10 protein-coding genes and 16 tRNA genes are annotated in these 13,444 nt (G+C 39.3%); all 26 read right to left on the bottom strand.

The genetic code is table 11. The features are described from left to right. Positions 1-4 precede the first annotated feature (4 nt). The 26 genes from QOR44_RS00295 to QOR44_RS00170 all read right to left on the bottom strand — a co-directional run bounded on the left by QOR44_RS00295 (position 5) and on the right by QOR44_RS00170 (position 13,443). Positions 5-337, bottom strand: a complete 333-nt coding sequence (locus tag QOR44_RS00295) for a type II toxin-antitoxin system RnlA family toxin (RefSeq protein ID WP_000732139.1) — start codon at positions 335-337, stop codon at positions 5-7. A gap of 39 nt (positions 338-376) precedes the next feature. Further along, positions 377-4,102 (bottom strand): phosphoribosylformylglycinamidine synthase, encoded by a 3,726-nt coding sequence (locus tag QOR44_RS00290; protein WP_017648270.1) that lies wholly within the window; start codon positions 4,100-4,102, stop codon positions 377-379. A 122-nt stretch (positions 4,103-4,224) separates the two neighbouring features. After that, a complete protein-coding gene (gene purC / locus QOR44_RS00285; RefSeq protein ID WP_001064658.1) occupies positions 4,225-4,929 on the bottom strand; it encodes a phosphoribosylaminoimidazolesuccinocarboxamide synthase in 705 nt (234 codons plus the stop codon). A 123-nt stretch (positions 4,930-5,052) separates the two neighbouring features. Continuing rightward, positions 5,053-5,292 carry a phosphopantetheine-binding protein gene (locus tag QOR44_RS00280; protein ID WP_000085641.1) on the bottom strand — a complete coding sequence of 80 codons (240 nt, stop codon included), beginning with the start codon at positions 5,290-5,292 and terminating at the stop codon, positions 5,053-5,055. Between the two features lie 10 nt (positions 5,293-5,302). Then, entirely contained in the window at positions 5,303-6,295 is a 993-nt protein-coding gene (plsX, locus tag QOR44_RS00275) for a phosphate acyltransferase PlsX (RefSeq protein ID WP_000717409.1), read from the bottom strand. 77 nt (positions 6,296-6,372) lie between these two features. Further along, entirely contained in the window at positions 6,373-7,251 is an 879-nt protein-coding gene (locus tag QOR44_RS00270) for a CPBP family intramembrane glutamic endopeptidase (RefSeq protein WP_000420130.1), read from the bottom strand. A 62-nt stretch (positions 7,252-7,313) separates the two neighbouring features. Further along, on the bottom strand, positions 7,314-8,075 hold the full coding sequence (gene recO / locus QOR44_RS00265; protein WP_001266269.1) for a DNA repair protein RecO: 762 nt from the start codon (positions 8,073-8,075) through the stop codon (positions 7,314-7,316). Next, a complete protein-coding gene (locus tag QOR44_RS00260) occupies positions 8,065-9,240 on the bottom strand; it encodes a pyridoxal phosphate-dependent aminotransferase (RefSeq protein WP_000171460.1) in 1,176 nt (391 codons plus the stop codon). Before QOR44_RS00260 ends, recO begins: the two co-directional genes overlap by 11 nt. Positions 9,241-9,347: 107 nt before the next feature. Continuing rightward, positions 9,348-10,316 carry a ribose-phosphate diphosphokinase gene (locus QOR44_RS00255; protein WP_000122450.1) on the bottom strand — a complete coding sequence of 323 codons (969 nt, stop codon included), beginning with the start codon at positions 10,314-10,316 and terminating at the stop codon, positions 9,348-9,350. A 123-nt stretch (positions 10,317-10,439) separates the two neighbouring features. After that, positions 10,440-11,777, bottom strand: coding sequence for a CHAP domain-containing protein (locus QOR44_RS00250; RefSeq protein WP_000746089.1), 1,338 nt, complete (start codon positions 11,775-11,777; stop codon positions 10,440-10,442). 235 nt (positions 11,778-12,012) lie between these two features. After that, positions 12,013-12,100 (bottom strand) — tRNA-Ser (locus tag QOR44_RS00245). Between the two features lie 13 nt (positions 12,101-12,113). Next, a tRNA-Ile gene (locus QOR44_RS00240) sits at positions 12,114-12,187 on the bottom strand. A gap of 34 nt (positions 12,188-12,221) precedes the next feature. After that, positions 12,222-12,292: transfer RNA gene (locus tag QOR44_RS00235), tRNA-Gly, on the bottom strand. A gap of 19 nt (positions 12,293-12,311) precedes the next feature. Beyond that, a tRNA-Phe gene (locus QOR44_RS00230) sits at positions 12,312-12,384 on the bottom strand. Between the two features lie 2 nt (positions 12,385-12,386). Further along, positions 12,387-12,460: transfer RNA gene (locus tag QOR44_RS00225), tRNA-Met, on the bottom strand. Between the two features lie 10 nt (positions 12,461-12,470). Then, positions 12,471-12,560, bottom strand: a tRNA-Ser gene (locus tag QOR44_RS00220). A gap of 15 nt (positions 12,561-12,575) precedes the next feature. Continuing rightward, positions 12,576-12,649: transfer RNA gene (locus tag QOR44_RS00215), tRNA-Ile, on the bottom strand. A gap of 19 nt (positions 12,650-12,668) precedes the next feature. Then, a tRNA-Met gene (locus QOR44_RS00210) sits at positions 12,669-12,742 on the bottom strand. A gap of 15 nt (positions 12,743-12,757) precedes the next feature. Continuing rightward, a tRNA-Pro gene (locus tag QOR44_RS00205) sits at positions 12,758-12,831 on the bottom strand. Positions 12,832-12,838: 7 nt separating this feature from the next. Beyond that, positions 12,839-12,912: transfer RNA gene (locus QOR44_RS00200), tRNA-Arg, on the bottom strand. An 11-nt stretch (positions 12,913-12,923) separates the two neighbouring features. Beyond that, positions 12,924-13,008, bottom strand: a tRNA-Leu gene (locus QOR44_RS00195). An 8-nt stretch (positions 13,009-13,016) separates the two neighbouring features. After that, positions 13,017-13,088, bottom strand: a tRNA-Gly gene (locus QOR44_RS00190). A gap of 33 nt (positions 13,089-13,121) precedes the next feature. Then, positions 13,122-13,194: transfer RNA gene (locus QOR44_RS00185), tRNA-Thr, on the bottom strand. A 10-nt stretch (positions 13,195-13,204) separates the two neighbouring features. Then, positions 13,205-13,286: transfer RNA gene (locus QOR44_RS00180), tRNA-Leu, on the bottom strand. A gap of 9 nt (positions 13,287-13,295) precedes the next feature. Then, a tRNA-Lys gene (locus QOR44_RS00175) sits at positions 13,296-13,368 on the bottom strand. 2 nt (positions 13,369-13,370) lie between these two features. Further along, a tRNA-Asp gene (locus QOR44_RS00170) sits at positions 13,371-13,443 on the bottom strand. Position 13,444 lies beyond the last annotated feature (1 nt).

Genomic DNA, 13,444 nt, shown 5'->3' with positions numbered 1-13,444 from the left:
TTACTTACTCTATCAATGTGTAATTCTCATGCAGAAACTGTATACCTTTATCAAATAATCGCTGTGACTTACCTTGTATCGTTAAATTACGTGTGCCTACATACCATTTAAAAGTAACACTCTGTCTTTCTATTTCATCAACTAGTACAGAATCAATATATTTAACAACTCCTAAATTTGGATTATGTTCTTTTTCCTCAAACAATTCTTCTACTTTGATTTTAGGTAACTGCTTAACAAAATTTACAATCTCAATCATTTCCTCCTTATTTAAGGAATCAATAGAACATTCAAGATTATTCCCTACCTTAGCATATTTAATATCTAATTTTTTCAACAGTTTTTATTCCTTTCAATCATACAACTTGTCCCACTCTCACTTCCCTGTAAAGTATTTTACAGCACTTTCAAAGAGTTTTTGGTCTTTGTTACCAGGGATATTTTGGAAGAGGCCGTCTTCCCAGCGTTCTGAGTGCCCCATCTTACCGATGATTTGACCATTCTTACTGGTAATCCCTTCGATGGCATTGACAGAGCCGTTTGGATTGTATTTAGAATCCATCGATGGTTGTCCGTCAAAGTCCACATATTGGCTCCAGATTTGACCATTGTCTCTTAGCTCTGCAAATTCAGAAACGCTGACAACAAATTTACCTTCACCGTGTGAAACTGGAATGGCATGAATATCGCCGACCTCAACTCCTGCCAACCAAGGTGAGTTGGTATTTGCGATACGAGTCTCAACCATCTTGGCAACGTGCTGGTTGGCATCGTTATAGAAGAGGGTTGGACTTGTCTCACCAGCTTCCTCGAAGTTTCCGTATGGAAGAAGACCTGATTTAACAAGGGCTTGGAAACCATTACAGATACCAATGATAAGACCACCATTTTCGATGAAGCTGTCAATAGCTGCGCGGACCTTCTCGTTAAGCAAGATATTGACGATAAACTTAGCAGACCCATCTGGTTCATCCGCTGCCGAGAACCCTCCAGCAAAGAAGATGATATTTGCCTTAGCAATATTAGCAACCATAGTGTCAACTGAGTCAGTAATAGCAGCCTCATTCAAGGTTACAAATGGTACCAAGTTGACGCTAGCTCCAACCTGCTCAAAGGCCTTAGCTGAATCATATTCTGAGTTGGTACCAGGGAAGACTGGAATGTAAACCACTGGTTTTTCAATTGTTTCCTTAGCCTTGATAACAGTATCTGATACCACAGCAGGAACTTCTTCAAGAGCGTCTGTCTGTTCGAATTCTGTTGGATAAACCTCTTCCAATTTACCTTCGAAGGCTGCTAGAAGGCTAGCGCCAGCAAGGTCATTTCCATTGACAGTGACTGTAAAGTCTGCCAGAGTTTGACCGATTTTCACAGCGCCAGCGATTTCCTCAGCTGATGTAAAGACAAAGCCTCCGAGTTGAGCTGTCAAGCTGCTGTCAAGCTCTGCAATTTCAACAGAAGCACCTATACGGTTACCAAAAGTCATGAGAGCAAGACTCTCTAGGGCACCACCGTATTTAACGGCTGAAGCAGCGGTAATCTTATGTTGAGCTTGAATAGCCTCAAACTGGCTAAAGTTAGCCTTGATAAGGTCAAAATCAATATCTTCTGAAATAGCTTGACCTGGAATGTAGTAGATATTCTCACCAGCCGCTTTAAACTCAGGAGAGAGAACCTTGCGGCTGTCCGCTGTTGTCACACCAAAAGCTACCAAGGTTGGCGGTACTGTCAATTCTTCGAAAGTACCAGACATAGAGTCCTTACCGCCGATTGATGGCAAACCAAATTGAATCTGAGCCTCAATAGAACCAAGAAGAGCTGATACTGGCTGACCAAAACGCTCTGCCTGTTTATCCATACGCTCGAAATACTCTTGGTAAGAGAAACGTGCACGAGACCAGGCAGCACCCGTTGCTACCAAGCGAGCTGTCGCTTCAATAACAGCATAGGCAGCACCGTGATAAGGTGACCACTCTGCAATATAAGGATTGTAACCTTGAGCCATAACAGAGGCTGTTCTTGTCACACCATGTTGAACTGGCAATTTTTGAATAGAACTTTCTGTTGGTGTGATTTGGTAACGACCACCGATTGGGTGGTTAACGGTTGAACGACCAACAGATGAGTCAAAGATAGTTTGAAGACCTTTTTGACTAGCGTGATTGAGGTCAGACAAGACCTTAAGCGTATCTGCTTCAAGTGTCTCTGCTGATGTTGTGCGCGCTTCTGGAACTGTCAAGTCCTTGTCAACGACTTTAGCATCAACAACGACACGGACACCGTTGGTATCAAGGAAACGGCGTTCCAAATCAACAATTGTTTCATCATTCCAAGTCATGACAAGGTTTGGTTTTGCAGTAACAGTCGCAACCACAACGGCATCGATATTTTCCTTGTTGCAGGCTGCGATGAAGGCATCCACATCACTAGGACGAACAACGACTGACATACGCTCTTGTGATTCTGAGATTGCAATTTCAGTACCATTAAGACCTTGGTATTTAAGTGGCACCTTGTCCAAATCGATTTCAAGACCATCAGCTAATTCACCGATGGCAACACAGACACCACCTGCACCGAAGTCATTTGATTTCTTGATTAGGCGAGTGACATTACCATCACGGAAAAGGCGTTGAATCTTACGTTCTTCGATGGCATTCCCTTTTTGTACCTCTGCGCCAGCTGTTTCCACAGATTCAACCGTTTGAACCTTAGATGAACCTGTCGCACCGCCGACACCGTCACGACCTGTTTTACCACCGAGCAAGATGACCACATCGCCTGCTTCTGGTTTTTCACGAACCACATTTTCCTTAGGTGCAGCACCAACCACAGCTCCAAGCTCCATGCGTTTGGCTACAAAGCCAGGGTGAAAGTACTCACGCACATAAGTTGTCGCAAGCCCAATCTGGTTACCATATGAAGAATAGCCGTGCGCCGCAGTTTTAGAAATAACCTGTTGCGGCAATTTACCAGCACGTGTTTCCGCAATCGGAGTCGTAATATCGCCTGCGCCTGAAATACGCATAGCCTGATAAACGTATGAACGTCCTGACAACGGGTCACGAATGGCACCACCGATACAAGTTGCTGCGCCACCAAATGGCTCAATTTCTGTTGGGTGATTGTGAGTCTCATTCTTAAACATGAGGAGCCAAGGCTCTTCTACACCATCAACATCTACTTCAATTTCAACTGAGCAGGCATTGATTTCATCTGAGACTTCCATATCATCCAGTCGTCCATTGGCACGTTCATAACGACCAAAGATAGTCGCCATATCCATAAGTGTCTGCGGCTTTTCAGAACGACCAAGTTCATCACGCATGGCGATATATTTGTCATAAGTCGCCTGCAATTGTTTTTGGAATTTAGAAGCTGAAAAGTCGATGTTTTTCAACTCAGTTTCAAAGGTTGTGTGACGGCAGTGATCTGACCAGTAAGTATCCAAAACTTTCAACTCAGTCTCAGTTGGCACACGCCCGATTGATTTGAAATAATCTTGGATGAAGAGAAGATCATCGACCTCCATAGCCAAGCCCTGCTCTGCCTTATAGGCCGCAAAATCCTCAGCTTTATAAGTTTCGAAGAAATCAAGATTAGGGATCATCTTATCAGACACAGATAAAGCCTGCACTTCAAGTGGCAAGGTAATATCCTTGAAACGTGAATCAACAGGATTCAAAAGATAGTTCTTAACGGCTTCAAGCTCTGCTTCTGCAATATCCTTATTGACCAAGTAAAGCTGGGCTGTATTGACCTTAACCTGACTGTCACTTCCAAGCAATAGCAAAGCTTCTTGCGAACTAGCAGCACGTTGGTCAAATTGACCAGGAAGCGCCTCAATGGCAAAGAAGGCAACCTTATCAAGCTCCGCAGTGATTTCAGTTTCCGTCAAAAGACAGTCTGTCACCTGCTCAGAGAAAATATGCTTCTCAGCACGCGCCAGCAAATCCTCAGCCAAATTGAAGACATCATAGACCTGCACAATACGCAAATCCTTCAAAGAAGTCAGTTGTAGATTATGCGTCAACTCTTTCACAAGACTAGCCGATTTAATGCCAAAGTCAGCCTTTTTCTCAACAAAAATACGTTTATTCATATAAGATACCAAGTCCGACAAGGGAGCGACTGGAAAATAGGAGGATGTCTGAAATTGAGATTTCAGTAAGCCCAACCTTTTTTCTGAGTTTCCCGAACGGATTCAATTCCTTCCTCTTCTAATTACAATGCTATCAACTTCTCAAGTACAACTTGATAGACATCGGTCAAGCTACCAAGATCTCTACGAAAAACATCCTTGTCCATATGATTACCATCAGCATCCCAGAGACGGCAGTTGTCAGGTGAGAACTCATCAGCCAAGATGATTTTGCCATCCTTGTCAAATCCGAACTCCAACTTGAAGTCAATCAAGTTAAGCCCAATCTGAGCAAACCAATCTTTCAAGAGTTCATTAATACGGCGAGTCTCTCCTTTCAGATAAGCAATCTCCTCATCATTAACAATACCCAAAAACTTCACATGCTCATCATTGATAAAAGGATCATTCAGATCATCATTTTTGTAGTAAAATTCCACGATTGGAGTTTCAAGAACGAGTCCTTCTTCCACTCCAAAACGTTTTGAAAATGAGCCTGCTGTCACATTCCGTAACACCACCTCAAGTGGAATAATATCAACTTTTTTATTCAATTGTTCGTTTTTTGAAATTTGCTCAATATAATGTGTCACCACACCAGCCATATTTAATTTCTCAAAAATAAGAGATGAAATCTGATTATTTAGTGCTCCCTTGCCATCAATAGTCTCCTTACGAGCTCCATTCAACATAGTAGCTTGGTCTTTATAGACCGTTCTAATCACATTTTCATCTTTTGTACTATAAATATCTTTCGCTTTTCCTGTATAAATAAGCTGGTTATTCACTTGATTATTCGCCTTTCTCTTATTTTAAGAGTTATTCTAACACACAACATTATCTAATACAACAAAAACTTTATTTAAAATCAAAAAAAAGAAGAAACGTTCGTATTTTCTTCCTTTTTATTATTACTTATGTTCAATGATATAATCTAATAGTTGTTGGACGCTTGACATGTGTTCGACAGCCTCATCTGGAATCTCTAGATGAAACACATCTTCCAAATTGATAATAAACTCTGTTAAAGCGATAGAGTCAATTGCTAAATCATCATGTAACGATGACTCTGGTGTGATATCTAACTGTGGGTCACCAAGTTGCTGCCTTAATAATTCCAGCATCTTTTCAAAAACTTCATCTCTTGACATGAGTTCACTCCTATTCATCTGTAAAGGCATCAACTAATTGATCAACTACTTGAGTTTCCAACATTGTACGAACTTGCTTCAAAGTAGAATAAACAGCTTTAGAATCACTTGATCCATGGCATTTTACTATTGGAGCTTTTAAACCAAAAAGAACCGCACCACCCGCGCTTGAATAGTCCATACTATCTTTTAGCTGATATAGGCTATCTTTTAATAGAAGTGCTCCTAATTTAGCTTTCACGCCACCTGATTTAATTGAAGATTTTAGGCTTCCCATAATACTCATAGCTGTACCTTCCATTGTCTTTAGAACAGCATTTCCAGTAAAACCATCAGTGACAACAACATCTGCTACACTTGACATCAAATCACGTGCTTCAATATTTCCAATAAAATTAATAGAAGGCTCTGCTGCTAACAGTTCATAGGCTTCTTTATGAAGAGAATCGCCTTTTGTTTCTTCCGTTCCGTTATTTAAGAGACCTACACGAGGAACTTCAATACCACGGACATTTTTTGCATAAAACGACCCTAAAATAGCATATTGATGAAGATGAGAAGCTGTGTTTTCTGCATTAGCTCCTAAATCAAGCATATCAAAACCCATACCATCTAACGTAGGCATAGTTGACATTAAGCCTGGTCGATCAACACCTTTTATACGTCCTACTACAAACAAACCAGCAGCTAATAAAGCTCCTGTATTCCCTGCAGAAATAAAGGCCTGTGCAACACCATCTTTGACTGCCTTAGCTCCTAAGACCATCGAAGACTGTTTTTTACGACGAACAGCTTTAGCAGGCTCATCATCAGAATTAATTTTTTCTTCAGTATGAATAATACTAACTCGCTCCGTTACTGTTAAATATTTCTCAATTTTTTTCTGATCGCCATAGAGTTGTACTTCAATATCACTAAAATCTGAAATAGCTTGATTAACACCCTCTACAATAGCTTTGGGAGCGTAATCTCCACCCATAGCATCTACAGCAATTTTCTTCATGAATGAACTCCTCATAAAAACTTAGTGGCTATATTATAGCACGTTTCTTTATTTTTTTCACAAGAAGGCAATAATAGCTAATATCTAACAGATACTCTCACTCTTTCCAAAGAAAAGTATGCTAAACAACCTACTAATATCAAAGAACATAGTACTCCCCCTTCAAAACCAAAATCCCCACCATTCCAAAGAGCAAAGCTAGAATTTTCAGTAATTCTAAAAAGAGAAACAGGAGAATACCCCCCACTAACCTTATTACCTAATACACATCCCATAGTAAAATTCCATGTAGTATGAACTCCTGTAACAAAAAGAATATTTTTGGTCATATTAAAAAGAATAGAAAAAATAATACCAAGTAAAAATAAATTAAAAAGTGCTATTGCTGTGATACCATAGTTTCTAAAGTGGATAAAAGAAAATAACATAGAATTGCATAAAACACCTGCAAAACTACCTTTAAATTTGGTAACTGTTGTCATAACATATCCTCTAAATAAAATTTCCTCTGTCAAGCTTTGGATAAAGTATGCAAGAAATAAAAAGAAAAAAGGTCCAAAAGAAAAGGAATTGCTGGAAGAAATTTCCACAAAACCTGATAACCAGTGGCAAATATAAATAAAAAACATCAGTAAACTACCAGTAATAAATCCTGAGATCGTTGTTAAAACATTATTATCTTTAGTAAATCCCAAGGAAGTAAAATCCCTTTTTTGGAAATAGATTAAAAATAGTAAAATACTTGCCAAAATAGGAACAAATAGTAAAAGCGCAATGTATAAATTGAATTTATAATCATCAGGTAGCAATTTTACTACAAGGCGTCTACTTACAATGATGCCGATAACTTGAATTAGAACTGCACCAATAACTGGCACAAACCAGTTAGCAAAAAAGAGTTTATTGGTAATGTATAATGTTTTTTTCATCTCAAATATCCTAAAAATTAATTCCATATTAGTTTATCCTAATATTAAAAAAAAGAACATGACACTAATGTCATGTTCCTCTTTACAACTTAATCTGATTTCATAATACTTCCCCAACTAGACAAATCATCAATAAATTTTTTACTTTTAAGATGAATCCCTACATATTCATCGTAAATCATGTCCAAAAATTGACGAATTTTAAGTTTCATCTCAGGTTTCACAGAAATTGTTTGTAAATCATCAAATTGAATTGACTGAAAACGATTGATTAAGTACAGCATATTAGGATCTAGGTGGTTTCTTCTCTCGTCTTTATAATAATGGTTTGGACATAATAATCCAGAATATTTGTGTGAAAAATCAAAAGGTAATCCTGCCCTATGACAAAAAACACAATCATGAAAATTTAAAGCAACACCGAACCTCTCTAGTAGTTGTACTTCAAAAATATTCGTTAGAATCTCATAATCTAAACCGTCCTCAATCAATTCTAACGTTTTCTTTAGGAAAATAAATAATTGAGCATCCGCTACATTATCACTAATAGCCACATCAGCCAAAGAAGTAATATAACTCGCATATGACAACTTAAACAAGTCTGAATTAATTTCTTGAAATGCTAAAACTTCTTTATAATCATCAATATAAGAAAGACCATTATCATTAATTTTTAAAATAAAATGAGCAATAGTCAAAGGTTGGAGCACAGCATTGAATTTTGACTTTGAAGCATGCTTTACAAAAAACATCCTTTTCCCCTCAGTCTCCGTAAAGATTTTAACTAATTTATCATCTTCACGATAATTACGATTATACAAAACGAGACCGTATGTTTGACTAACCCTCATATGATTCCATAAAAACTTTCAATCTAGCCATTGCTGTTTCAATAACTTCCATACTAGCAGCATAAGAAAGACGTATATATCCTTCACCATATTTACCAAAAGCCACCCCTGGAATAATAGCTACAGCTTGTTGATAAGCAAAATCCTGACAAAACTTGAAAGAATCCTGTGGATAACTATCAGGTATTTTAGCAAAGATATAAAAAGCGCCACTCGGTTTAATTATTTTGAAACCAAGTTTAGACATTTTATCAATGATATAATCTCTACGTTTAATATATCCTTGACGCATAGGTAACGTATCATTTTTACCCACAGATAAGGCTTCTACCCCAGCAAATTGCGAAATAGTACTAGCAGCTGTCACCATGTATTGATGACTTTTAATGATTTGGGCAGTAAATGCTTCAGGAGCATACACCAATCCAACTCTCCAACCAGTCATAGCATGTGATTTTGATAAGCCATTAATTAAGATAGTTTGGTTAGGTAAATATTCTGCAATTGAAACATGCTGCTGACCAGTGTAAGTTAACTCAGAGTAAACTTCATCACTAATAACAAAAATATCATATTTTTTAAGGACTTCAGCTAATGCAGCAATTTCTTGCCTTGAATAGGTAATACCTGTAGGATTAGTAGGATAATTAAGTAAAACAGCCTTTAATTTTTCACCTTGTTGGATAATAGCCGTTTCTAACATTTCAGGGGTTAGTCTAAAGTCATTTTCTCTAGTATCAATTTCTACGATATCAGCTCCTACAAGGTTAACTATTGGCTCATAGCCTGGATAAGCGGGGGCAGGTAATAGAACAACATCACCAGCTTCTAAAATAGCTATAAGAGATGCAGACAGAGCTTCTGTGGCACCTATCGTAACCAAGATCTCACTATCAGGATTATAAGTAAGATTATATTTATCCTTTGCAAAATCTGCAGCAGCTTGCCTTAGAGCTAATAAACCGCTCATACCAGTGTAATACGATTGATTCGCATCAATAGCTGATTTAGCTGCTTCTTTAACATGATCAGGAGTGGTAAAATCTGGTTCTCCAAGAGTTAATTTTACCATTCCAGGTATATCTGAAATAGATTGATCAAACTGACGAATTAAGGAGACCTCTATTCTATCTAAGTACTTATTAAATCGTTTCTCTAATGTCATCATAACCTCCTGATAAGAAATAATATATTTAATTATACAAGAAAAATAATTTGTGTCCAGTTTTCCGTCATTAAATGATAAAAAACCTGTTAATAACAGGTTTTTTGTCATTTTAGTTTATTCATTTCAAATAATGGTGATAAAGGACGTTTCTCGTGAATACGAATAATAGCTTCACCAATCAATTCCGCAATTGAAATTTGTTCAATCTTATCAATCAAACGTTCTTCAGGGAGGTAAATCGTATCTAACACAATTAATTTTTCAATAGCTGAATTTTGAATATTATCCAAAGCCGGCCCTGATAAAACAGGGTGAGTACACGAAGCATAAACCGCTGTTGCCCCTGCTTCAGCTAAAGCGTCTGCAGCATGGCAAATAGTACCTGCAGTATCAATCATATCATCAATTAAAATACATTTTTTACCTTTGATATTACCAATAATATTCATTACTTCAGATGTATTCATTTTAGTAACACTACGGCGCTTATCAATGATAGCAATCGGTGTCTTTAAACACTGTGCCAGCTTACGTGCACGTGTTACACCACCATGATCAGGACTAACGACAACAACATCATCACCAACTAATCCCTGACGATCAAAGTAATCTGCAATAAGGGGAGCCCCCATAAGGTGATCAACGGGAATATCAAAGAATCCCTGAATTTGAGCTGCATGTAAATCAACTGTTAAAAGACGATCAACACCAGCAACTTCTAGCATGTTCGCAACGAGTTTCGAAGTAATAGGTTCACGAGAACGTGCCTTGCGATCTTGACGAGCATACCCATAGTAAGGCATTACCACACTAACAGACTCCGCACTAGCACGCTTTAAAGCGTCAACCATAATTAAAATTTCCATCAAATTATCATTAACTGGTGAGCTTGTTGATTGTAAAATAAAAACATGATGGCCACGAATAGACTCTTCAATATTAACTTGAATCTCACCATCAGAAAATTGGCGAACTGTCGATTGACCTAGCGGAATCCCAATCGTCTGAGACACTTTTTTCGCTAGTTCTTTGTTTGATGACAGTGCAAACAATTTTAAATTAGAATAAGACATGATTTCCTCCAAAACTTTAGTCCTATACCATTTTAACGCTTTTTACACAATTTTTCAATCCAAAATAAACCATACCTAATTAATAAACAAAAAGGAGACCACGAAAGATCTCCTTAGTATTCATTAATTTGGGTAAATATAGTAAACAGAGCCAGAGGCACTAGGGTTAAATGAACCACGGTAATTGCCAATGCTCATATTTCCAGCATAGTTTGATTCCATAACTTGGATAGATGAATTGTTAGCGACCGACGTTACTACTGCAACGTGCCCGTAACCACCACCATCATATGGCCAAACAGCTACTGCACCAACACGAGGGGTAGTTCCTACAGAATAACCAGCTGCACGTGCACTAGCACCCCACTGATTAGCATTTCCCCAATAGTTACCAACCCAAGAAGCCATTGACTTAGCTCCCCAAGTACATTGTCCCATTGGGTATGTGTTACTTGAATCATAACTTCTGACAACAGGTTTTGATACTGCTCTAGGTGTTGAAGAAACAACTGCTTTAGGTGCTTCAACTGCTTTAGTTACTACAGAAGGTTGAGCAACTTTTGGCTCATTAGTAGCTGTAGTTTTAGCAACAGTAGTTGCCGAAGAAGTAGCCGTAAGATTAGAAGGCTTTATTTCAGTTCTCGGTTGTGTTTGAACTGTTTCAGTAGGAGCTGTGGCAGACTCAACTTGTGCTGCTGCCTGTGCTTTTGCTACAGACTCAGCTTGTGCTTTTGCTTCAGCTTGTGCTTTCGCTTCAGCTGCTGCTTGTGCTTCAGCTGCCTTACGCGCAGCTTCCTCAGCTTGTGCTTTTGCCTGAATTAAAGATGCTTTTTTATTTTGGACTGTAGTCAATTGAGCAGATAACTCTAATTGAGCTGCTTCTAATTGTGCTCTTTGTGTTGCTAAGGCTGCTTTATTATTTTCGATAGCTTGCTTGTTAGCTGCTACAGTATTTATAGCATTTTGATTTTCAATTTGTTTAGCTTCTAAGGCCGCTTTGTCAGCTTCTTGTTGTGCTAACATCTTTTCATTAGCTGAAACAACCTCACGAATAGCAACAACACGATTAACAGCATCAGATACTGATTTCGAATTTAAAATAGTATTAATATAGTTAGTCAAGTTACCCTTTTGAGCACTACGAACTTGCTTTTTCAAAGATTCGTTACGTGCAACAATTTTATTAGAAAGAGTTTGAATCTCTTGACCTAACTGCTGAGATACAGCCTCAAGTTGAGCATTTTGCGCTTCTAATTCTGATTGTTGAGACTCTAAAGCACCAACTTGTCCTTTAATAGCAGTCACCTGGTTTTGTGCTGCTGCTTGTTGCCCTGATAAAGTATTGATTACTGAATCAGTAGCAGCAATTTTCGAGTCAAAGTCATCAGCGTTTACTGTTACGGCAGCAGTTCCAAGAGTTACTCCACTCACAAGGACTGCTGATAATATTCTTTTTTTCATTTTTACTAAACTACTCCTTTACGATAAGACATTAAATATTTTACCAAAAAATTCACGAAATTATATTACGTCATTGTTACATTTATATTTGAAATCAACTATTTCTAAATGAACCATAATCAAATCTAGAAAACGATAACCTTCTTCTATTCACTCTATCAATATAATTACTCCATAGTGAAACTAAAAGAGAAATAAAAAAAGAGTATAATTACTCTTAAAATTATAATATTTACGGAGAATAAGGGATTCGAACCCTTGCGCCAGTTACCCGACCTAACGATTTAGCAAACCGTCCTCTTCAGCCTCTTGAGTAATTCTCCAAATTAATATTAATGGGCACGAGTGGACTCGAACCACCGACCTCACGCTTATCAGGCGTGCGCTCTAACCACCTGAGCTACGCGCCCAAGCAAATGCTTGGTTTTACTTTTATGTAAAGTAAGCGGGTGACGAGAATCGAACTCGCGACAACAGCTTGGAAGGCTGTAGTTTTACCACTAAACTACACCCGCTAAAAACTTATATAATAAATGGCGCGAGACGGAATCGAACCGCCGACACATGGAGCTTCAATCCATTGCTCTACCAACTGAGCTACCGAGCCTATTGCGGGAGCAGGATTTGAACCTACGACCTTCGGGTTATGAGCCCGACGAGCTACCTAGCTGCTCCATCCCGCGATATCTTTAAAGGAGGATGTGGGATTCGAACCCACGCACGCTTTTACACGCCTGACGGTTTTCAAGACCGTTCCCTTCAGCCGGACTTGGGTAATCCTCCATATAACAAAAAATATGGACCTTGTAGGACTCGAACCTACGACCGCTCGGTTATGAGCCGAGTGCTCTAACCAGTTGAGCTAAAGGTCCAAAGTCTCAATAAAATAAATAGCGGCGGAGGGGATCGAACCCCCGACCTCCCGGGTATGAACCGGACGCTCTAGCCAGCTGAGCTACACCGCCATAAAAATATATCCATCGGGAAGACAGGATTCGAACCTGCGACACCTTGGTCCCAAACCAAGTACTCTACCAAGCTGAGCTACTTCCCGAAAAATATGCACCCTAGAGGAGTCGAACCTCTAACCGCCTGATTCGTAGTCAGGTACTCTATCCAGTTGAGCTAAGGGTGCTAAATATTATATGCCGAGGACCGGAATCGAACCGGTACGATGTTTACCATCGCAGGATTTTAAGTCCTGTGCGTCTGCCAGTTCCGCCACCCCGGCCTCTAACAAGCGAACGACGGGGTTCGAACCCGCGACCCTCACCTTGGCAAGGTGATGTTCTACCACTGAACTACGTTCGCACTAAAGACACTATTTATCCTATAAAATTGTAATGCCGGCTACATGACTTGAACACGCGACCCTCTGATTACAAATCAGATGCTCTACCAACTGAGCTAAGCCGGCAATCTACTAATGCGGGTGAAGGGACTTGAACCCCCACGCCGTTAAGCGCCAGATCCTAAATCTGGTGCGTCTGCCAATTCCGCCACACCCGCATTTCTAAATGACCCGTACTGGGCTCGAACCAGTGACCCATTGATTAAAAGTCAATTGCTCTACCAACTGAGCTAACGAGTCTACGGTCCCGACGGGAATCGAACCCGCGATCTTCGCCGTGACAGGGCGACGTGATAACCGCTACACTACGGGACCT

The organism is Streptococcus agalactiae (genome assembly GCF_949788565.1).
Taxonomy (GTDB): Bacteria; Bacillota; Bacilli; order Lactobacillales; family Streptococcaceae; genus Streptococcus; species Streptococcus agalactiae.
Note: the sequence above shows the minus strand (reverse complement) of the source record. Positions and strands in the feature narration are given on the sequence as shown.

What these genes read in the sequence shown, in the direction of transcription:
- QOR44_RS00290 (WP_017648270.1), bottom strand. Translation starts at nt 4,102, where the DNA reads ATGAATAAACGTATTTTTGTTGAGAAAAAGGCTGACTTTGGCATTAAA.
- QOR44_RS00280 (WP_000085641.1), bottom strand. Translation starts at nt 5,292, where the DNA reads ATGTCAAGAGATGAAGTTTTTGAAAAGATGCTGGAATTATTAAGGCAG.
- plsX (WP_000717409.1), bottom strand. Translation starts at nt 6,295, where the DNA reads ATGAAGAAAATTGCTGTAGATGCTATGGGTGGAGATTACGCTCCCAAA.
- QOR44_RS00270 (WP_000420130.1), bottom strand. Translation starts at nt 7,251, where the DNA reads ATGGAATTAATTTTTAGGATATTTGAGATGAAAAAAACATTATACATT.
- recO (WP_001266269.1), bottom strand. Translation starts at nt 8,075, where the DNA reads ATGAGGGTTAGTCAAACATACGGTCTCGTTTTGTATAATCGTAATTAT.
- QOR44_RS00260 (WP_000171460.1), bottom strand. Translation starts at nt 9,240, where the DNA reads ATGACATTAGAGAAACGATTTAATAAGTACTTAGATAGAATAGAGGTC.
- QOR44_RS00255 (WP_000122450.1), bottom strand. Translation starts at nt 10,316, where the DNA reads ATGTCTTATTCTAATTTAAAATTGTTTGCACTGTCATCAAACAAAGAA.
- QOR44_RS00250 (WP_000746089.1), bottom strand. Translation starts at nt 11,777, where the DNA reads ATGAAAAAAAGAATATTATCAGCAGTCCTTGTGAGTGGAGTAACTCTT.